The organism is Candidatus Thiodiazotropha sp. AKAK2 (assembly GCF_058244685.1).
In genome coordinates this window covers 143,829-164,699 of record NZ_JBSYOP010000017.1, presented here as the reverse complement: position 1 = coordinate 164,699, position 20,871 = coordinate 143,829, and the positions used below count along the sequence as shown (strand labels likewise).

21 protein-coding genes are annotated in these 20,871 nt (G+C 49.0%); 8 read left to right on the top strand and 13 right to left on the bottom strand.

Going from position 1 to position 20,871, the window contains the following annotated elements:
- Positions 1–125: 125 nt before the first annotated feature.
- From hypE to AC4IE8_RS06560, 3 genes are all read right to left on the bottom strand, one after another.
- Positions 126–1,139: a hydrogenase expression/formation protein HypE gene (hypE, locus tag AC4IE8_RS06570; RefSeq protein WP_068995454.1), complete on the bottom strand. Its 1,014-nt coding sequence runs from the start codon at positions 1,137–1,139 to the stop codon at positions 126–128.
- 147 nt (positions 1,140–1,286) lie between these two features.
- Complete coding sequence (locus tag AC4IE8_RS06565) at positions 1,287–1,571, bottom strand: hypothetical protein (RefSeq protein ID WP_490790608.1); 285 nt, start codon at positions 1,569–1,571, stop codon at positions 1,287–1,289.
- A gap of 195 nt (positions 1,572–1,766) precedes the next feature.
- Positions 1,767–2,882, bottom strand: coding sequence for an aminotransferase class V-fold PLP-dependent enzyme (locus AC4IE8_RS06560; protein ID WP_490790607.1), 1,116 nt, complete (start codon positions 2,880–2,882; stop codon positions 1,767–1,769).
- Positions 2,883–3,328: 446 nt separating this feature from the next.
- On the opposite strand from AC4IE8_RS06560, the gene AC4IE8_RS06555 reads away from it, so the two are divergent.
- Positions 3,329–3,559, top strand: coding sequence for a hypothetical protein (locus tag AC4IE8_RS06555; RefSeq protein ID WP_069005532.1), 231 nt, complete (start codon positions 3,329–3,331; stop codon positions 3,557–3,559).
- A gap of 299 nt (positions 3,560–3,858) precedes the next feature.
- Entirely contained in the window at positions 3,859–4,272 is a 414-nt protein-coding gene (locus tag AC4IE8_RS06550; RefSeq protein ID WP_490790606.1) for a chromosome partitioning protein ParB, read from the top strand.
- Positions 4,273–4,579: 307 nt separating this feature from the next.
- Here AC4IE8_RS06550 and dsrE2 read toward each other — a convergent pair whose 3' ends face one another.
- The 3 genes from dsrE2 to AC4IE8_RS06535 all read right to left on the bottom strand — a co-directional run bounded on the left by dsrE2 (position 4,580) and on the right by AC4IE8_RS06535 (position 6,156).
- Entirely contained in the window at positions 4,580–5,074 is a 495-nt protein-coding gene (gene dsrE2, locus AC4IE8_RS06545) for a sulfur carrier protein DsrE2 (RefSeq protein WP_490790663.1), read from the bottom strand.
- A 179-nt stretch (positions 5,075–5,253) separates the two neighbouring features.
- A complete protein-coding gene (locus AC4IE8_RS06540; RefSeq protein ID WP_068995463.1) occupies positions 5,254–5,484 on the bottom strand; it encodes a sulfurtransferase TusA family protein in 231 nt (76 codons plus the stop codon).
- A gap of 81 nt (positions 5,485–5,565) precedes the next feature.
- Positions 5,566–6,156 carry a TetR/AcrR family transcriptional regulator gene (locus tag AC4IE8_RS06535; protein WP_490790605.1) on the bottom strand — a complete coding sequence of 197 codons (591 nt, stop codon included), beginning with the start codon at positions 6,154–6,156 and terminating at the stop codon, positions 5,566–5,568.
- A gap of 140 nt (positions 6,157–6,296) precedes the next feature.
- On the opposite strand from AC4IE8_RS06535, the gene AC4IE8_RS06530 reads away from it, so the two are divergent.
- The 5 genes from AC4IE8_RS06530 (at position 6,297) to AC4IE8_RS06510 (ending at position 12,876) form a co-directional block, all read left to right on the top strand.
- Positions 6,297–6,740, top strand: coding sequence for an Hsp20/alpha crystallin family protein (locus tag AC4IE8_RS06530; protein WP_068995465.1), 444 nt, complete (start codon positions 6,297–6,299; stop codon positions 6,738–6,740).
- 22 nt (positions 6,741–6,762) lie between these two features.
- Positions 6,763–7,158 carry an Hsp20/alpha crystallin family protein gene (locus AC4IE8_RS06525; RefSeq protein ID WP_068995485.1) on the top strand — a complete coding sequence of 132 codons (396 nt, stop codon included), beginning with the start codon at positions 6,763–6,765 and terminating at the stop codon, positions 7,156–7,158.
- Positions 7,159–7,793: 635 nt separating this feature from the next.
- The gene (locus tag AC4IE8_RS06520) at positions 7,794–10,124 is read left to right on the top strand and encodes a hypothetical protein (RefSeq protein WP_490790604.1); all 2,331 of its coding nucleotides are present in this window, start codon (positions 7,794–7,796) and stop codon (positions 10,122–10,124) included.
- A 421-nt stretch (positions 10,125–10,545) separates the two neighbouring features.
- Positions 10,546–11,907, top strand: coding sequence for an AAA family ATPase (locus tag AC4IE8_RS06515; RefSeq protein WP_490790603.1), 1,362 nt, complete (start codon positions 10,546–10,548; stop codon positions 11,905–11,907).
- 12 nt (positions 11,908–11,919) lie between these two features.
- Entirely contained in the window at positions 11,920–12,876 is a 957-nt protein-coding gene (locus tag AC4IE8_RS06510) for a DUF4435 domain-containing protein (protein WP_490790602.1), read from the top strand.
- Between the two features lie 684 nt (positions 12,877–13,560).
- Here the strand turns inward: AC4IE8_RS06510 and AC4IE8_RS06505 are convergent.
- From AC4IE8_RS06505 to AC4IE8_RS06480, 6 genes are all read right to left on the bottom strand, one after another.
- The gene (locus tag AC4IE8_RS06505; RefSeq protein ID WP_068995071.1) at positions 13,561–14,352 is read right to left on the bottom strand and encodes a phosphate ABC transporter ATP-binding protein; all 792 of its coding nucleotides are present in this window, start codon (positions 14,350–14,352) and stop codon (positions 13,561–13,563) included.
- A gap of 43 nt (positions 14,353–14,395) precedes the next feature.
- Entirely contained in the window at positions 14,396–15,211 is an 816-nt protein-coding gene (locus AC4IE8_RS06500) for a phosphate ABC transporter ATP-binding protein (RefSeq protein WP_083226250.1), read from the bottom strand.
- Positions 15,205–16,074, bottom strand: coding sequence for a phosphate ABC transporter permease PstA (gene pstA, locus AC4IE8_RS06495; protein WP_490790601.1), 870 nt, complete (start codon positions 16,072–16,074; stop codon positions 15,205–15,207). The genes AC4IE8_RS06500 and pstA overlap by 7 nt, the downstream gene beginning before the upstream one ends.
- A 5-nt stretch (positions 16,075–16,079) precedes the next feature.
- On the bottom strand, positions 16,080–17,012 hold the full coding sequence (pstC, locus tag AC4IE8_RS06490) for a phosphate ABC transporter permease subunit PstC (protein ID WP_083226248.1): 933 nt from the start codon (positions 17,010–17,012) through the stop codon (positions 16,080–16,082).
- Between the two features lies 1 nt (position 17,013).
- Positions 17,014–18,087: a phosphate signaling complex protein PhoU gene (gene phoU, locus AC4IE8_RS06485; RefSeq protein ID WP_490790600.1), complete on the bottom strand. Its 1,074-nt coding sequence runs from the start codon at positions 18,085–18,087 to the stop codon at positions 17,014–17,016.
- A gap of 126 nt (positions 18,088–18,213) precedes the next feature.
- On the bottom strand, positions 18,214–19,098 hold the full coding sequence (locus tag AC4IE8_RS06480; RefSeq protein WP_490790599.1) for a PstS family phosphate ABC transporter substrate-binding protein: 885 nt from the start codon (positions 19,096–19,098) through the stop codon (positions 18,214–18,216).
- A 483-nt stretch (positions 19,099–19,581) separates the two neighbouring features.
- Between AC4IE8_RS06480 and AC4IE8_RS06475 the strand changes: the two genes are divergently transcribed.
- Complete coding sequence (locus AC4IE8_RS06475; protein WP_490790598.1) at positions 19,582–20,085, top strand: hypothetical protein; 504 nt, start codon at positions 19,582–19,584, stop codon at positions 20,083–20,085.
- A gap of 104 nt (positions 20,086–20,189) precedes the next feature.
- Here the strand turns inward: AC4IE8_RS06475 and cysC are convergent, their stop codons facing one another.
- A complete protein-coding gene (cysC, locus tag AC4IE8_RS06470; protein WP_490790597.1) occupies positions 20,190–20,819 on the bottom strand; it encodes an adenylyl-sulfate kinase in 630 nt (209 codons plus the stop codon).
- Between the last annotated feature and the right edge of the window lie 52 nt (positions 20,820–20,871).

The following is a 20,871-nucleotide window of genomic DNA, read 5'->3' as shown; positions in this document are numbered from 1 at the left end:
ACATCTGTGTCAGTCTGCTTGGGATCACGGTGATGTCCTAGGGCCTATTGGATTCGTGTTAACAGGCCCCAGGCAGAGGATTCTTCAACAGCTCTAGCGTTCTCACAAGGAGATCTGTCAACAGCTCAGCAGATCCTGGGCAGTGGATCATCCTCAAGCTCGTCAAGAATGCGCGATCCACCAAGTTCGGTATGCAGTACAACAAAGGGGTCGTTGCTTTCTGTCTCTCCAATGATTCGGGCCAGTTCTCCGCCGGGCAGCGCCTGCCAGCGCTGGAGTGCCTGATCGGCCTGATCGGCTGCGATGACAGCAACGACACGTCCTTCACAGGCCAGATAGAGTGGGTCGTAGCCCAACATATCGCAGACAGAGACGACTGGATCGCGTAATGGAATGGCCGATTGATCCAGATTGACCCGCAGGCCGGTGCCACGACAGAGCTCATGGGCCACTGTGGCCAAACCGCCACGAGTGGGATCACGCATGAAGCGAAGTCCCGGCAAGTCCAACAACGCTTGGGTGAAGGGTAAGACACTGGCCGCATCCGACATGAGATCGCCACGCAGACCAAACTGCTCTCGAGCCAGCATCACAGCGATACCGTGATCGCCCACCGGTCCACTGACCAGCAATCGGTCTCCCGGCTGAATCTGTGACATGCTCAGATTGATCTCGGTTGCCTTGATACCGATGCCGGTAGTCGCCAGATAGACACCACCGCCTTCACCCCGTCTTACAACCTTGGTATCTCCCGCCACAACGGCCACATCGATGGCCTTTGCCGCCTGAGCGATGGAGATGATGATTCGCTCCAGGGCAGCTACTTCAAAGCCCTCTTCAATGAATGCATTCAGACTCAGGTATTTCGGTATGGCGCCGGATACTGCCAGATCGTTGGTCGTACCATGCACCGCCAGCGAGCCGATGTTACCACCAGGAAATTCGAGTGGCTGTACGATGAAGCCATCGGTGGTGAAGAGCAGTTCACCATGACGTTCAAGGGGCAGGGTGACCGCATCAGCCTGAACATCCAGGGTTGGATTTTTCAGGTGTTTGGCAAACAGCAGTTCGATCAGTTCGCGCATCAGTCGGCCACCATTACCATGGGCCAGAGAGATGTGTCTATCAGGTAGGTTCATAGGGTCAGCCCAGAAAGCAGCGTGTCAGATATAGGTCCGGGGACGGGAATAGGGTGGGAACCTTAAATTGTTTTTTGGATTTGAGCAAAGTGTGGTGAAAAAAACCCCGCCACAATGGCGGGGTAAGTAAAAAATTAATCGATTGTATTATTCGGCTGGCGCTGCGGGAGCCGCCGGTGCAGCAGGTGCAGCGTAGGGATAGCCATAACCATAGCCTGGATAGCCATAGCCAGGATAGCCGTAGCCAGGATAGCCATAGCCATAGCCGGGATAACCGTACCCATAGCCAGGATATCCCCAAGGACCCGGGCCATACCAATCATCATCATCAAACCAATCAAAAGGTCCCCAGAAAGCCTGGGAAGGCAGTGTGATAAGCAGCGCAGAACCGGCAGCAGCTGCAATCAAAGCGGTTTTTAAGGTTTTTTTCATGGCGATTCTCTCCTTCGTTACTCATCTGTTATGTTTGGGAAGAACGGGCCGTCGACTCCCAACATGTCTTTTTCATTGGTTGAAATGGTTCAATACCTATCGGGTAGCTCCTTGAACCTGATTATTACTATATGCCAGAAGGAGAAAAATTGGTTGATCTAAATCATAAAATTACCGACTATTAATATAACGCTTTTACAGTAGCACCTTCAGTTGTTTGAAGGCTGCCGTGATCTGTTCCTGGGTATTATAAAAATGGGGTGAAAAGCGGATCCCGCCACCACGGTAGGCGCACATCACTCCCTGCTCCATAAGTGATTGATAAAGTAACTGATTGTCCTGATCAGGCACGATAAAAGTAACAATTCCACCACGCTGATCTGAAGCTCTGGGAGTGATCAGCTGATAGTGGTTGGCATCCACCTGATCGATGGTGAAATCGGTCAGTTTCTGAATGGCAGTGGCGACCTCGTCCAATCCTTGGTTGAGCAGCAGTGAGAGACTGTTGTGCAGGGCATGCACACCCAGCATATTCGGGCTGCCACATTCGAATCGACGGGCTGATTCGGCAGCTTGCCGCTCTGTCTGATCAAAATCCCCCACCTCCTCGACCATGTGCCAGCCGTACTCGTTCAGTTTGAGCTGCTCTCTGAGTGCTGGTCGGCAGTAGAAAAGCGCCAGCCCCTCAGGCCCGAGCATCCACTTATGTCCATCGGCCACCACCACATCGGCCTGACAGCTTTGTACATCGAACGGCATGGCCCCGAGACTCTGAATTGCATCGACGACAAAGACAATATCCCTGGCCTGACAATAGTCACCCAAGGGTTCCAACTGCATGCGCCTGCCGCTCGCATATTGAATGGAGCTGACAGAGAGCAGTTTGGTGCGACTGTCACAGAGGGCGAGCAGATCTTTTTCAGGCTGTTCACTCCCGGCCAGATCGAGTAAGCGGACTTCCACACCCTGGTTCTGCAGGGATTGCCAGACAATCCGATTGGACGGGAACTCCTGAGCAATGGAGACGATATTGTCACCAGCCTGCCATGTCAGGCCATAGGCAACAAAAGAGAGTCCCTCGGAGGTGCTCTTCAACAGAGCAATATCCTCTGCGTTTGGTGCATTGATGAGTTGTGCCATCAGCTGGCGCAGGGAGCTCTCTTTGACCAGCCAGTGGGGATAATTTTGTGAACCCTGGAGGCCATTTTCCCGGGCAAACGCCTGCACAGCGGCAACCGTCGACTGGGGCCAGGGGGCCACCGCCGCATGGTTTAGGTAGATAAGGGCCGGATCTAATGCAAACTCTGCCATGTTCACCCCTGAGTCGGTATTGGGTATTTGGCTGAGTAGGCCGTCAAATGCCTACCTCTTGCCTATGGAGTCAATTTTCGATTATGACCTGAAACGGTTTGGGAATGGAGCTAAAAACCTGAATTGTATGGCCATTGATCAGAGCCATTTTTATAAGGCTGGATATGTCTTGAAAAGTGAAAAATAGTAATAAATATAATAAAAACAATAAAATAATATGGAAAATTAAAGTAACTTGTCTGATATGAAATAATAAAAATATTTGAACTTGTGCATAATTTACTAGTTTAAAACTTTAGAACTTATTAATATTGCCGATATCTAAGGATAGAAAGGGACTTTATAGGTTTTTCCGGTTTTGGTGTCGATTGAGGATTGTCAGTGCCAAAACCATATTTAAACGACATTATGTATTTGTGACTAATACGCGAGTAGTGAGGTGTACTATGTCATTTCTCAATTGTAAGCTCTTGCGCCGCTTTGTCTCTTTGGCTGGCGTTCTCCTGATCGGCGGTATGTTACTCGAAGTGATGGCTCATCTGTTGATGAGTGACGTCAATCTGCTGCTCATTCAACCACTCGCACTGGGTATGGTATTGATCAGTCCTGTGATCATGCTGATGACCGTTGTGATTGCGCTGATCCCCGGGGTCAGACTGAACGACTGCATTCACTAGATAGAACCTGAAAGACAACAACACATAGAAGACTCTTTTAGGTTCGGAAGGGAAGCCAATCATCCTATCTGGCTGACAGGGTATCCTTTGGCCGCCATTTCCCTCCCAAAGAAGAAACTTCCATCCTAACATACGAAAACCAGGGTTGTAGGACAACATGTGTGCGGATAATCAATCGAATTGTCTAAACTGCGATTGACCAACTTGGTTGTTTAAAAAATTTACAATCACCAGGGAAATGGTGCGGCAGGCTTTGATCTATAATCTGACTTTTCAATCGATAAGAATAGGGGAGCCGTATGTCCATTTCGTTTAGAGGCGTGTTGTTATCTGTTGTAATTACCTGTCTGACATTGTTTCATCCAACCGCATCGGCTGCCAAGGCCTGCAAAGGAATGAGTAAGTCCGCCTGTTCTGGCAATGCAAACTGCAGCTGGGTAAAGAGTTACACCACCAAAACCGGCGCCAAGGTCAACGCCTACTGTCGCACCACATCCGGCAAAAAAAGTAGCAGCCAGAGTACATCCAGCAAGCAGAAAAAGAGTAAAACGTCGGATAAGAGTGTAAAGAAGGATAAAAAGAATAAGAGTAACAGCGATAAGAAAAAGCAGTCCAAAAGCAGTAATAAAGTAACGGATAAGAAGAAAAAAGAGAGCAAGAAAGACAAAAAGAAGAAGAAAGAGAAAAAGAGCAGTAAGAGCAGTAAGAGTTAACGCGTTCGTCTTCTCTGAAACGAAATAACGCCTGATCATCCCGGCGGATGCCCCATGTTGTCTTGAATGGTTTTTGGGTCACCGAATTGAAAGCGCTGCGGTTTCTGTGCTGTGAAAGATGACTCCCAGTAAAGCGACTCAACAAAAGGGGGAGTTACAATAGCGGTTAGAGATCGCTAACCATACAATGGCGGATTCTTGGGTCCGGCATTTGCCGGGATGACGCTGGTTACACTATCTGATTAACTTACAGTACATGTCACCCCCTCGTGATTGAGGGGGGTATAGAGATTGACGGGGCACGCTATTAAACAAACAGATTCACATCAGCCTTTGAGGCTCTGGGAAGAAAGCTAGCGGCGCCAACCCACTCTTCAATCTCAGGGATGAAATCCTCCTTGCCGTAGTCGAACAGATCCACAGTCATCTGGCAGGCAATCAGTTTCACCTCGGCCTCGATACACAACTCTCGCAACTGATCGATGCGGGCAATACCTTTCTGATCCATGGTCTTTTTCATCATGCCGGTGGCCATGTTTTCAAACCCTGGCACCAGTGTCATGATCGAGTTCGGCATCGGAATCTCTTTACCTTTGATCCAGGTCGGTCCTTCCGGCAGCTTCATTGGCATGGCCGGATTACCCAACGGGCTGACCTTCAAATCGAGGTTCTGTTTCAGCAGGTTCAGGCCGTAAAAGGTGAAAAAGATCGACACATCCCAACCCAAAGCCGCTCCAGTAGAGGCAAGAATGAACGGAGGATAGGCCATATCCAATGTGCCTTTGGTGGCGATGATGGTCATCGAGGGAATATGATTCGCCTCCCGTTCCGCCATTTTTTCGGCAAAGCGCTGGTCGAACCACTGGTTCATCTGTTCATTGGAAAGTTCGGAAACAGGTGCTGCACTACTCATTTTACAACTCCTAACTCATTCGGAAATTACAGTTCAGGAAGATTGGTTAACCACCTTCTAGTAGATGATCAAGCCTTGCGGATTCTGAAAAAGAAGCCATCTTCGATGGATTCGCTTGCGATCATTTGATTGCCCGTCTGTTGGCAGAAAGAGTCCAGATCCTTAACAGAGCCTGGATCTGTTGCCTTGATCTCCAACACCTCTCCGGATGCCAGCGCCGAGATGGCTTTTTTTGTCTTCAGTATGGGCAGTGGACAACTCAAACCGCGGGTGTCCAGGGTGTGTATGTTTTCAGTCATGACTTCTCTCCTCTAAGTTACTGTCAATCATACAAGATGACCGGTCGGTCAAGAGTGAGGCCAAAAAAATAGACCTCAAATTCAGTGTTTGCGCTCGATCCGAATGCTTTTGATTGCCGGACCCAAATTTCGTACCACATCAGGATCGTTACGGGTCTTGGCCAATAGAATCACGCCTTCGAGATAGGCCAGCATGGCTGTTGCCGTGGCTTTGGTATCCAGAGGCGGGATCTCACCCTGTTCGATAGCCTGCTCCAGTGCCTGATGGAATCGGCCGCTGGCCTTGTCGAAGATGGCGTTCAACCGGGCTCTGATCACCTCATCCCGGGTGCTGACCTCCAGGGCCAGATTGCCGAACAGACAGCCGGGCATGCGTCCTTCAAGGCTTTTTGCCGCCTTTTGCCAGAAATAGACTGCATCCACCATGTAATCCAAGCGCTCCATTGGGGGCAGGGCATCATCGAATGCCTCGGCGACGAAGCCGTTGGCCCAGTCATCTGACATATCATCGATCACCGCCATGGCAAGATCCTGCTTGGACTGGAAGAAGTGGTAGAAGCTGCCTTTCTGCACATTCGCCATGGAACAGATCTCTTTAATACCGACATCCGCATAGCTGCGCCCATGAAACAGTTCACGGGCCGTGGCCAGAATTCGCTCTTTCGTGTCCATCTCAATACTCATGTGGCTCAGTATATTAGACCGGTCGGTCAAGTCAAGTTATTTTGCCCTGATTTGAGGGGTGCTTGAAAAATTCACAGGTCATCCCTATCTATCAATCAACGCAAAAACAATTGCCAGGAGTTTTAACAATGTTCGCAAGATTAAACGGTTTTGACCGAAGCCTGACAGACAATTTCATGCATCTTGAGAGTGAGATGGAACGCCTGTTTGAGGCTGCAGGCCTGAGAGGTCTGCATCATACAGCCAAGCATTCCGTACAGCCGCAGATGCATATCGGTTCCACTCCGGAGCAGGTGGATATCTATCTGCCGGTTGCCGGCATCGATCCCAAGGCCGTGAACATTTCACTCGAAAGAAATCAAATGACCATCAGCGGTCAACGTGATGTGGAAAAGAGTGACAGTGCCAAATTGGTTAAAAAGGAGCGGTTTGACGGTGAGTTCCGCTATCAGATCAATCTGCCTGACGATGTGGATCAGGAGAAGGTGGAAGCCAGCTATGAGCAAGGTGTACTTCACGTGAAGATAGCAAGGCGTGAAGCGGCAAAGCCACGTCAAATCACGATTCAGTAATCATCGATTGGAGATCAACATCATGAGTCATCAACCAGAAGTTGTAGCAAAAGAGAAAGCGGTAGCGGAAAAGAGAGCGAGCTCTTACCAGTCGGTGCGCCCGAATGTGGATATTCACGAGGACAAGGAGGGCATCACCTTACTGGCCGATATTCCAGGTGTCTCCAGAGAGGCTTTGGATATACAGATCGATAACGAGATTCTCTCGATTGACGGCAGAGTTGAACTACCCGTGCCAAACGGCGCCAAAGCGGATTATGCCGGTAATCAAACAACCCGTTTCCAGCGTAGCTTCTCTTTGAGTAAAGAGTTGGATGGTGAGCAGGTCGAAGCCACATTGAAAGACGGTGTACTGGCCCTGCGCATCCCCAAACGCCAGGAGTTTAAACCACGCAAAATAGAGATTCGCACCGCGTAAGCACCCCCCCGCTTACCTTGCGGATAGTCGGCCCCGGCCTGAGCAGATCAGGCCGGGGTTTTTTTAGCTGATGCAGTTTTGTATTTTTAGATTACTCTCTTCGTTCATCATTTGGGCCGGCTTCCACTTATACAAAGTGCTTTATACTTCTGTCCGGTTTACTCCGGGATGACGACAAAGTATGTTATTTCAAGGTGATAGTATTCACTCTATTTCTCTTGTTGTTCCGGTGAATACGTTATTAAATTAGATTTGTATTGGGTTATTGATTAGATCCATTTTGTTTCTATTTTCATTGTTCAATTACCCTGCCGCTATCCACTGGCTTCATTAAAAAAATTAAAAGCTAGTGTGTCTCATCGATTACTTCTTATCTATAAATACTGATGGCTGTAATGATCGAATGAATGCCATGCTAGTTCTTGGTAGTCAACCGCATTGGTAATATTACCGATTACACGTTCTTGCACTTGATAGGCGCAAAACAACTGCTAATAGTTTACAAGTGGATGCAGTGTTTTTCTGAAGTCAGGAAGAAATAAGGATGTTGATACTACTAGAATGACAGGATTATCAGTTGAATGGAGTAGTCCCCACCTTTATGGATTCCTACCAATCATCAAGGAGTGACCGACATGGCAAGTGAGCAGAAAGGTTCAGGTAGTGGCAAGGGAATCAATTCAAAACTAGTTCTTAGAGAACTCAACAAAGGAGATGAAAAACCTCAGGTCGAGATCACACTGATCGATCGGCAAGGTAAGGAGTTTGAGACTGTACAGATCGCTGAAGATGGAGCTTTTGGCCTGCCACTTGGCGCCATCGAAAAAGCCCATCGTATTCGGGTTGGTCCTGCTACGGAAACCGCGAGTGGTGAGGTCCCAAGCTCTCTGTTTGTTAATTACCGGGTTGCTGATTTTGTCGCGCGGTTGGAGCAGGGTGTGTTGGATATCGGTCGCAGTGTCTGGCGGGAATGGTTGTTTCGCTACCGCTGTGTAGCGGGAAGTGTCCGTCGATGCCGACCCTCTCCCTGGTGGTATACACAGTTGGCTGAGGCTGTCAGGTATCCTCTGAGTCTATCCGCCAGAGGATTCAAAATGAACCGCCTGGCTAAGGCTTCCATTCAACCCACAGCGGTAGCAAGCTTGTCCACTACCCTGGAGTTGGGTGAACTTATTGCCTGGCCGATCAGGTGTACCCCCATCTGCTTGGGTACGATCGAGGTCTATCGGCGAATCTGCTGCTGTGAACCCTGGGTATTCACCGATCATCGACTGGAGCGCTTGATCAGAGAGCTTGAAAGGCTACTCGAAAGGATACCGGAAGTGCCCGACTTTCCCGATCCCCCAGGTCCCGGTCCCGATCCGGCGCCTTTCCAACGGGCTATTTTGCATGAGGGTGCACTGGACGAGCGCGTCTTGCACGCTGGAGAGGATCTGCACGCCTTACGTACCCTTCCGGTGGAGCGGATTGCCGAGTATGTCAACGCCAGACCCTACCTGCTGTGTCGACGCTATGAGTGCAGCGCGCCGATAAAAGTAGCCGAGGGCACGATTGGTGCCGACGGTCGATTTGATATCTGTTGGCACGAGTTTCCGGTATTGCTGCGCAGAGGATGCCATGAAGAGTTTGCCTACAAAGTGAAGCAGCGTTTCGGTCCATTTACCATCACCATCTACAATGGTGTGAATGCCGGTCATTGGTACGATGCCGATGACAATCCAATGCTTCGCTCCTACCATCCCCTGGCCGTTGCCTGCCGCGACAACGGTGGAGAAGGCGATGCCTTCGTCTATCTGGATGAAATTGGTGATACGGATTCATCACTGCTCAATACACCCGATCAGACATCGGCCACCTCGGTTGCATCACCAGGCATGAACGGTGGTGTGGCTTTTCCCAGCGGCGGCCCGGATGGTAACGGGGTTCATGACCGAAACTGGGGTGGCACCCTTAAGCTGGCCATCATGTTCTCCGAGAGCATGCGCGATACAGGCGCCAAATATTATCGGGTGAGTGTGACTGAGGCCGATAGCAATGGTAATCCGGTTGGATCGCCCGAATATGTCACCAGCGGGCTCTCTTGGAATAAAGCGGTTGCCGTGCCCGGTGGTGTGGATGTGGTGTCTGAAAGCCTGGGGCCTGTCAGCACATCGGCACCTGACGAACCTCAGGACAGTCTCTATCTGATCCCGTTTGATGGGGATCTGGGGTCCAATGCGGACTGGGAAGCGGATCAGTACCATGCCTACCTCAACACCCGGGACCTAACCAAACAGTGGAGCGATCCCGATGCGGATAACGGCCAACCTGCCAAGCGGCATCTGGTCACCATCGAGGTGTTCAACGCTGCCGGAGAACGTCTGCGACCTAACGGTACCCCGCCATCGGGTCTGCCGGGGGCAGAGGTCGAAGCAGCCTTTACCTATCGTAGAAAGATCCAGGATACAGGCCCCACCAATATGGTGCCCTATGGCGCCTTGAGCCACCTGTTCTGGTGGGATAACAGAGACGTGGTCGCCAGCATCGAGGATCTGAGAATGAACGGTGTCGCCTCGGATGAGGAGTGCCAGTTCATGAATGGTACAGAGAGTTCCACATTCGGCATCGGATACCGTGCCTACCACCCCTGGGAGATGTTCCAGAAAAACCATGTGATCTCCTGGAGGAGGGGGTTGAGTGGCGGTAGCGATACGATGCACAACAGCACGAATAATGTGGGTGCCCCCCCTGGGGCAGAGGGTGCGAGCCCAACCCATACGTTCGGCCATATGTTGAACCATCCCACACCTTCAACGCCACCACGAACCAAGTGTGCCTTCACGGTGTTCCTGACAACCTACAACAAGCGCACCGATGGCGATGATCTGAGCTTCAGCTGGGATCACGACAACGCCGCATTTGCTTTGGATGTGGCACCTGTGGTTTGTGCACCTTGTAACGGTGATGATGAGGAGGATGATGATTGATCGTAGGGTGGTCTTGAAAAGTAAACAGTCATAAAACGACAAGTTGGACAACCCGGCCAACAGGCCGGGCTGTCCAGTTCCCACCTGTACTGCTATCTACGAAGTTGCGAGCTCATCGGTTGTCTTGCCATCTATCAGGTAGGCCCATTCTTGTAAGGAACAGGTATAAATCGACCTGACTTGAACTCCACTGCAGTGCTACACCACATAAGGCTAAATGAGCGTCCTCTTTCAGGAATTCTCTACTTCGGCTATCGGCCAGGAGCGGACATTTGACGGGCTTGTTCTATACTTCTGGAACCGGCCATTAGCAGGTATATGCTTAGGCAATATGCGATAATTGGTGTCGATCCTAAGCGGATGCAAAGACAGAATCAATCGAGCCTGACACTATTAATCAAACTATTAAAAAGGCGCCAGAATGAGCGATATATCGAGATTTGAGATTACGGGCCTTCATGGCTTCAAGAATATAGACCTTCGATTCAGAGACAACACTCTGATACTAGTTGGCGAAAATGGCGCAGGAAAAACGACTGTATTGCATCTACTCTATTACCTTCTTTCAGGGCAATGGAGCGCAATGGCAAAATACAAGTTTGAATACTTGAGGCTAACAATAGGGAATACAAAACATATCGTCAACTATTCAGACATCAAAGACTCTCTCCTTAGAATCGACAAAAAGATACTCCATAATCTTCCTTTAAATGTTCGGCATCGAGTCTTAGCATTGCTCGAACAAACGGAGGGACAACTGCCAGTCCATGAATTAGAGGAACTATGTGATCACTATAACATTCCACTTCATTACTTGATAGGTCAATTAGACTTATTCGATAACCCAAGAAGAGGAAAGCCGAGCGCACTATCCAAAAAACTCGATGAAATCATAAGTTCTTTAGGTGCTCAGCTTCTTTACTTGCCGACGTATCGAAGAATAGAGCAGGAACTGAACTTGATTTTCAAAGGACTCGATGAACGTGAATTGAAAAATAGACGGCGAATGCTTGCTTCCCGCCGTAACACTGACAATTACGTTGAGCTTGTTGAGTTTGGAATGAAGGATGTGGAGTTCGATATAAGGAAAACTCAAGAAGAGTTGGATAAGTTTGCGCGAGAGAACCTTAATACTCTTACTTTTAGCTACCTGGGAGATATCGTAGAAAAGAAATACGAATCTGTTGATTTGTTACCGATTAAAGAGGTAGATCAGAAGACGATTGACAATATCCTGAATCGGATTCAGGAGCCAGTACTTTCTCAGGACAACAAACGGCATTTAAAGAAAATCATTCAGACAGTGAAAGATGATTCGACAAAGCTTGTCCACTCACAGGTCATTTGCCACTATTTTACGAAGCTGATGGCTTTTCATGAGGAGCTTGAAAAGAAAGAAACTAAAATCGTAAATTTCTGTAAGGCATGTAACAACTATATGGTTGACAAAGAGTTTCAGTACAATACATCCAGCTTCAATTTTCGGATTGTCCCAAAACCGGTAAATGATGTAGATCGAGAAATTGAATTGCAGAACCTGTCATCAGGGGAGAAGCAGATTGTGTCGCTTTTTAGCCACCTCTATTTGTCGGGTGGAAAAAAGTATTTCGTTCTAATTGATGAGCCAGAATTATCGTTGTCTGTTGATTGGCAGCGAAAATTTGTTTCAGATATTCGTAAGGCCGATTTCTGCACTGGCATAGTCGCTGTCACGCATTCACCATTTATCTATGATAATGATCTTCGGGAATATGCGCATGGGCTCGGGGAATTTATTGTTTAATAGGTCATATCAATGAGCATGTTAAATGTACACGCCGCGGCCTTAAGCAGTAAGATTGCCAGCTACCACGAGTTTTTATCGAGATTCTCGAAGAAGACGAAAGTGGTATATGGTTTTGTAGAGGGAAAGGAAGACCCCTGTTTTTACCGTGGGTTTGTTGATCACTTCCTTCCAGACGATTATGAGGTTGAACTTTGGCCTGCTGGAAATCGTGATCAAGTTCTTCGGATTCACCGAGATATCGATTGGCGGCGGTTTCCAAAAAAAAGAATAGTATTCTTTGTTGACCGTGATCTAACGGACCTAATACCCGAGAAATTACCAAGCGATATCAATATTTACATTACGGATAAATATTCAATTGAGAATTCAATCTCGAATCGTGGAACGTGTCGACGTATGTTAACTGAGGTCTTTGGATTCTCGCATGTCAGCCATTACGAAATGGATCAGGTTTGCGATAAATTTGAGACTGAGATCGAAAACTATTTCATCGCAATGATCCCAATAATGGCTCGAATACTTTTTTGGCGAAGATCTGCCGCTAATGCAAATTTGAATAACATTAATATTGGCAAGATGATGTCTGTTCAGGACGCGACGCTTGTTGTTGATGAGTCTTCAGCAGCAAAAACAGCTAGAATAGAATATCTTCACAGATGTGTTGGCATCGTTTTTGATCAACGGATAGATATTTCCACTGAACTGGCAGACTTCAGTAAGGTTTCTGCATATCGTAATTTTGTCCGTGGCAAATATGTTATGTGGTTTATGGTAGAGTTCTGTAAATCAGTTCACCATAGCGCTACATCATTCTTTTCTGCCTGCGAAAAGCCTCCAAAAATGAAGGTGTCTATCTCTACAGCAAACGCTGTGACGATCATAGGAAATCGCACCCGCGTTCCCCAATCATTCCGATCATTTATTTTAAATACATTCTGCGCATACATCGATCAGAAGCAGGCGTAGTTATCCACAAGTGTCTGCAGTAGTCCGAAAAATAAGTAGGAAAAATTTATGATTAAAGCAATAACACAAGATCCTCGAACAGGAATAAATGCGTCGAGATTAGGAAATTATATGAGTCAATGATGGAAAGACATAGATAGCTGGAAGGATGTTTACCAGATCCCCACATAATCTACTTAAGAAATAATATATAAACAACGGAGCATCATTGCATACGCTGTTAAAGAAATGTGCTAGCTATATCCTTATTATTTCCCAGGCATCAACTATTGATATAGTCATTTGAGCCTATTTAGAAAGCGCAACTCTATAGCTGAATCGGCACGTAAATATAGGAAGCGGCCACTATTAGCCAAGCCAGCTTGTCCAACTAAAAGTAAGATGACAGCTCCTATCCGACTTCAGGCTTGCCTTGTGCGAATAAGTACGTCCGCTTTGCTTGGATTTTCCTTCGACTACCTTTTAGCGCTAGATGTCCGCAACGGTCGCTCAACAGACAGCCGCAGTCTTGCCGAAGGCGAATGTTAGCTTTCCGCATATCGTGCTAAGAATTAGTCCCATCCCGTGACAATTTTTCGTACTAAACTACTAGCTAGAAATTGACTACTTCCAAATAACCTAATTGCGTCAATTAGCGTTCATTTGCGGACTTTTCATTAACAGCAGTAGATTAAAGCCGGCCCATCAACCATACCGACCTTCAATATAATCCGCCGTCTCCTTCTGCTCCGGGGTAACAAACAGATCTTCTGTCGCTTGATGCTCGATCACTCTACCCATCAGCATGAAGATGCACTCTTCACTGGCCCGTCTGGCCTGAGCCATGTTGTGGGTCACAATCAGAATGGTGTATTCACCACGCAGTTCCCAGATCAACTCCTCTACTGCGGCGGTTCCCTTCGGGTCCAGGGCGGAGCAGGGCTCATCCATCAGCAGCACGCTGGGTTTCACCGGCAGTAACCGGGCAATGCAGAGTTTCTGCTGCTCCTCCAGTGAGAGTTCGGTGCCTTTATGGTTCAAACGATCTTTGACCTTCTCCCACAGCAGCACCTGCTTGAGTGCGGACTCGACGATCTCATCCGGATCAGCCTTGGAGCCTTTGTTGTGCAGCCGATGGCCGAACAGAATGTTGTCACGGATCGAGATCGGTAGCGGGTTGGGGCGTTGGAATACCATGCCGATCTGCTTTCTGACCTGCACCAGTTCGACGGCTGGATCGTAGATATTGTTGTCCAGGACATTGATGTCACCTTCGATACGTACATAGCCCAGACGCTCATTGATGCGGTTGACACTGCGTAGAAAGGTCGATTTACCACAGCCCGATGGACCGATCAGCGAGGTGATCATGCCGTTTCGAATGCTTAGATCCACATCGAACAGAGCTTGAAAGGTGCCATACCACAGATTCAGATTCCGGGTGTGAATGGCATACTCAGGGGATTGGTTGTCGTCTTGATCAATTATGGCATTCATATTGGTATTCGTATTCGTTTTTAACTGGCCCTAAGCACCGGCATCAGCCGAACTTACCCTCGACGTAATCACGGGTTCTCTGGTCCTTCACCTCACCGGTGAAGAGATCCTCCGTATTGCCTACTTCGACACATTCGCTTTCGAGGAAAAAGGCGGTCCGGTCGGCCAGACGTCGTGCCTGTTGAACCAAGTTGGTGACCAGGATAATGGTCATATCCTGCTTCAACTCTTTAAGTACATCCTCGATACGCATGGTGGTAACCGGATCGACGGCGATTGAGAATTCATCCAGCATCAGCAGGTCGGGCTCCTGCGAGAGTGCTCTGGCAATCGTCAAACGCTGTTGCTGTCCGCCGGAGAGCAGGCTGCCGAGCGAGTTCAAGCGATCTTTAACCTCGTCCCAAAGAGCGGCCCGGGTTAGACAACGCTCAACAATGATATCCAGTTCGCTTTTTCTGTTTATGCCTCGCAGCCTGGGTGACAGGGCAACGTTTTCATAGATCGTCAGAGGCAGTCCCACAGGCAGGGGAAAAACTACACCGATGCGGCTGCGCAGGGCATAGATATTCTTCAGATTCTGAACATCCAGTCCATTGAATTTGATCTGTCCCTCAACCGACATGTTGGTGTCGAAGGTATCCATACGGTTGATCGATTTCAGGAACGAAGTCTTCCCCGCATTGGCCGGGCCGATGATGCCAAACACCTCGTGCTCACGTATTTCCAGGTTAACCCCTTTCAGTGCGGTGTGTTGGCCATACTTAATGGTCAGGTCATTGGTTTCCAGTTTGACCGGGGCCTCTTCCGCGACAGCAACCTGTTCTGTCTCGACTTCAAGATTGGTATTGGGATTTACCATTTCTTTTTACCTCGCAGATACATGCGGAAGGCGATCGAGATGCTGTTCATGATCAGCACCATGGCGATCAGTACCAGCGCCACACCAAAGGGCAGCTCTTCCGGTACGCCTGGTACTTGGGTTGCCACCACAAACAGATGCAGCGACATCGCCATGGTCTGATCGAATACGCCCTGAGGCAGGAATGGCAGGAAGAATGCCGCACCGGTAAACATGATCGGTGCGGTCTCGCCGGCGGTGCGGGAGACTTCGAGAATTACACCGGTTAAAATGCCGCTGATCGCATTCGGCAGCACGATCCGTCGGATGGTCTGCCATCGGGTCGCACCCATATTCCAACAGGCTTCACGAAACGCCTGTGGCACCGCTCTCAGTGACTCACGGGTTGATACGATGACAATCGGCAGGGTCATGATGGCCAGTGTCAGACTGGCCGCCAGTATGCTGGTGCCAAAGCCGAAGAAGATGACGAAGGCGCCGACCCCGAAGAGTGCGTGAACAATGGACGGAACACCGGCCAGATTGATGATGGCCAACTGGATGAGGCGGGTAAACCAGTTGTCGCCGGCATACTCATTCAGGTAGATGGCTGCGGCTACACCCAAGGGCACGGAGGCGAGCAGGGCAACGGCAACGATCCATACGGTTCCCAACAGGGCGGGGAAGATACCGCCGGCGGTCATCCCGTCGGTGGGATTGGTAAACAGGAAATCGATTGAGATGACACTGCCGCCTTTTGAAATCAGGGTGAACAGAATAATCGCCACCGGCACGATCAGCAGTATGGTCATCATAAGAAAAAGCATGCGAAACAGGCCTTGTACCCGTTTGTTTCTGGCATTTAGATCGGATTCTGCAAACATCTGCCTTACCCCTTACGGATGCCACGGACAATCAGGTCCGCAGTCAGGTTGATCAGAAAAGTAATGATGAAGAGGAAGATGCCGATGGTGAACAGCGCCTGATAGTGAGGCGAGCCTACAGCGGTTTCACCCAGTTCTGCGGCGATGGTGGCGGTCAATGCCCGCACCGGATCGAACAGGCTGCCAGGAATGTTCACCGCATGACCGGTGGCCATCAGCACCGCCATCGTTTCACCGAAGCCGCGACCGACACCAAGCAGTACCGCGCCCAGCAAGCCGTTTTTTGCAGCTGGCAGCACAGTCTTGAAGATCACCTGCCAGCGGGTCGCACCGAGGGCTTCTGCGGCTTCCCGATAGCGGTCAGGTACCGCTTTCAGTGCATCTTCCGCAATCGAAGTCATGATCGGTGCCGCCATCAGTCCAAGTATGATACCGGCGTTCAGCACATTCAGACCGACCGGTACATCAAATAGATCGATGATCAGCGGGTTCATGATCGACAGGCCGATGAATCCCCAGACGACGGATGGGATGGCGGCCAACAGTTCGACCAGTACCTTGAGTGTCTCGCGGACTTTACCCGTGGCGAACTCACCGATATAGATGGCAGCACCAAGCGAGAAGGGGATGGCGACGATCATTGCCAGACCGGTGACACTGGCGGTACCGGCAATCAATGCCAGGATACCGTACTCCGGTGCATCTTCATCAGAGGGCTCCCAGAAAGGTGAGAGAAAAAACTCCTTGAAGGTGAAATCCTCAAATAGGAATCCCAGCCCCTCCATGGTGATGAAGACGAAGATACCGATAATGAAGATGATGGCGGAGATGCCAGCAAAAAAGACGATAAGTTGAACAACCTTATCGATGTACCAATCCAGGTCCCGACGGTCGAAGTCCGCGGTGCTGGCTAAATTCGTTGAGCTGGCTTCGGGCATCTCAGGCACCCTCCCCACGAAGCAGCTCCATCAAATCCTTAATTAATACGGCAAGCTGGTGGTAGAGATGATCAAAATCATGACTATCCTCATCATGGGGAATTTCGCCAAGCTCCCACTCCAGTGCAGAAGTATGGAATGGGAGTTTCGGTAGATAGGTTTCAATATTACCTTGCAGACAAACGACTACATGCTGCTCTGAGATCTCTTTTTCAGTCAACTGGTCGAGGCTGTTGATGCCGGCCTGGCTGTAGTCGATGCCTTTGCTCTGCAGAAAGGTGGCAAGATTGCTGTTGAGTTCCGCAGCTGCAACACTGCCTGCGCTACGATACCTGCCCACATCGGGGTGGTTACGACGGGCAATTGCTTCGGCCAGTTGGGAGTGGCAGCTGTTGTCCTCATCGACAAACAGAATGTTGAAGACTTTCGGTTTCTTCTGCTCCCCAGTGACAGCAAATACCGTATCTTCACAGAGGTTCTTTGACTGGTCAGCGATACGTTTGAGTTGGGTAAAGACGACGAAGATCGCCAGCACTTCAGCAACCCGCTGTCGATCGTCATTGGCCATCATCTCGGTATAGACGACGTCCAGATTGTGTTCCAGTTCATCCCCCATGAGCATGGTGCTTTTTGCCAGTTCCGCATTCAACTCGGTGAATGCCTTGATCGACTGTTTCAGCATCAGCATGGTTTCACCCGCAACCCGGTCCAGTTCTCTGCCGAGATTGCCACTGGGCTGTTCGGAGAGCTGCGCGGACTCGCGCGCGATGGTGACGGCATAGTCACCGATACGCTCCAGTTCAATGTTGGCGCGGATCACCGATGAGAGCAGACGCAGATGGCCGCCGCTGGGGATATGAATAGCAAAAAATCGGTGACAGATTCGGTCGATCTCCCGCATACATCGATTGATCGGGTTGTCATTCAATACCGTGGTAAAGGCAAGTTTTCGATTGCCGGTCTGTAAGGCGTAAACCGAGTTCTTAACAGCCTCCTGAACCTGTGCGCCCATTTTGGCGACTCGGTCGTGCAGATCTTTGAGGTCTCGTTCTAATCGTTCTTCAAGATGGGACATTGATTAATGCTCCGTAGTAGACCGTTTATTATTTTGTTTATGCCATACATGCCGGATTGGTTGGTCTGACAGCTTGGCAATCAGGCTACCAACCAATCCGGAATTCTGCTGAGTCGGATCTGAGAATCAGTTACAACTCACATCTCTGGTCGGGGCGTAGCCTTTTTTCTTCAGGATACACTGGCCCACATCACTCTTTACCCAGTCCATGTACTCTTTGATTTTTCCTGCAGGCTCACCATTGGTGTACATCAGCAGGGGACGGGCAATCGGGTAGCTGCGATCGCTGGCGGTTGCAACGCTGGGGTTGACACAGGTATCCCCCGCCTGCTTTGCGATACAGGCCATTTTGATGTGATCAGTTGCGTAGGCCAGACCGCTGTAGCCGATGGCGCATGGGGTTTTCTCTACCAGGTCGACGACATCTTTAGAGCCGTGCATGTCGAGAGTGCCCTGACGGAACTTGCCTTTTTTACCAAGTACAGCTTTTTTGAAATAGGCGTAGGTACCGGAGTTGTTCTGCCGGCTGACGACCACAATTTTATCGCTCTTGCAGCCCGGTACACTCAGGCCGATGTCAGACCACTTGGTGGCTTTTCCGCCACGGGCAAATACCGCTTTCAGTTGATCATAATTGAATTCAGTTGCTGGATTGTTGCTGTGTATGAAGACAGCCAGGGCATCGTAGCCGACCACGTGTTCCATGGGCTTCTGGCCTTTCTTCTCAGCCAGCTTGATCTCTTTCGATTTCATCTTTCGGCTGGCATTGGCGATATCGACAGTGCCGTTGATCATCGCGGCAATACCGGTGCCCGATCCACCACCGGATACGGCAATCGCCACATTGGCATCGACTTTTCCGTACTCTTCGGCCCACGCCTGGGCGACATTCACGAGCGTATCTGAACCTTTGTTCTGAACAACAGTACGATCAGCTGCATTGACTGCTTGTGCAGAGAACAATAAGAGAGCGGCTGCCATGGGTAGGGCAGTGGATCTTAGAATCTTCATATTTCCCCTCAGACGGTTGGTTTGTTTTTTGAAATACGAGCTTTTTCAGAAAGCTTCTTTTTATTTTCACTGTAACGGTTGTCTGTTAGGACAGGACCCACTTTGAATTTCCTATAGGAAGAGGGTGCGACTGTGATAACAATTATTACAGAATGATGACAATAGTATGCTAGAAATATTACAGCTTTATGACATATTGAAAATAAAATGCTGCCCGAGGTGCTCTTAATCTCCAGTAAATTATGAATATAACTCTCTATCTATATGTAATAATAGGGAAAATATTGTTATCAGCAATAGTTTTCCTCTGTTTTATATGATTTCCGTGTCATGAAACCACAGCTTTGCAAAGCGAATTGATTTGACCTAACGGGCTGTTTCATGAAATTAAAATAAGTACCGTTTGAGGTTAGCCGACTGGTAGAAGCTGATGGAAATCCAAGATAAAAAAACAGAGCACCACATTGGGTATGACAGGTCGCTATGAGTATCAGGAAAGGGTTGGAAAAATGGAATGGCAAATCCGTTGATGATATCAGCAGATTATATGGCTTAAATCGAACTGATGAAGCCTTTGTCAATGTTGTTATTTCTCTGTTCAAACAGCCGGATTGTGAATCCGGAGCAACCTGGTTGTTGAAACGCTACCTGGAGGATCATAAACGTATCGATGATTCACATCTGGATGAGGTTTTTAAAAGTCTTGCCGGTTTGAATCACTGGCAGTCGAAATTACACTTGCTTCAATGCTTGAGCTATTTCAAAATATCGAAATCAAATAAGAGAAGGTTGGAGCTGTTTTTAAGAGAATGTTTAACGAGCAGCAATAAATTTGTCAGAGCCTGGGCCTATAACGGATTTTATGAATTGACGATTCAGCATCCTCAATATATGGATGAGACAAAATCCTTTTTTGAAATGGCCATGCGGGATGAGGCGCCATCGGTAAAGGCCAGAATCAGAAACATCATGAAACAGGGATTCTAGATTGGATTAGTGTTAACAGGCCCTAGAAAACCCGATAAACAGACTGACTCTGCGAGTTGTCCCCAACGATATGGAGCATCCTTGCTCCATTCCATGCAATAAAATCATGCGCCAATTGCGATGGGTTCATAACCGGCCTGCAGCGCACCGATTTCATGTAAGTAGGAGAGTAGCTGGTTAACTGCCTCAGAGACACTGATCTGATCGGCTTGAATATGGACCTCCGGTTTTTCAGGGACTTCGTAAGGGCTGTCGACCCCGGTAAACTGTTTTATTTCGCCCCGTTGGGCTCTGGCGTATAAACCTTTGGGGTCACGTGCCTGACAAACCTCAAGATTGGCATCCACATAAACTTCGATGAATTGACCCTCTGGAAGGATCTCCCTGACCAGCCGGCGGTCATTCCGGAAGGGTGAGATGAATGCTGCGAGGGTGATCAAACCGGCATCCGCCATCAATTTTGCCACTTCACCTACCCGACGGATATTCTCCTGGCGGTCGTGATCACTGAAGCCCAGATCGTTGCACAGGCCATGCCGTACATTGTCGCCATCAAGCAGATAGGTGTGGTAGTTCTGGCCGGTCAGGATCTGTTCCAGGGCGCCGGCGATGGTCGATTTTCCAGATGCACTCAGACCGGTAAACCAGATAACCAGAGGTCGCTGGGATTTCTGATCGGATCGGGTTTGCTGATCCACGAGGTGTGAGTGCCAGACGACATTACTGTTACTCATTGGCTGTTCTCCATAGGTTGGTATTCATATCTGGAATCTCTGTTTGATCCCT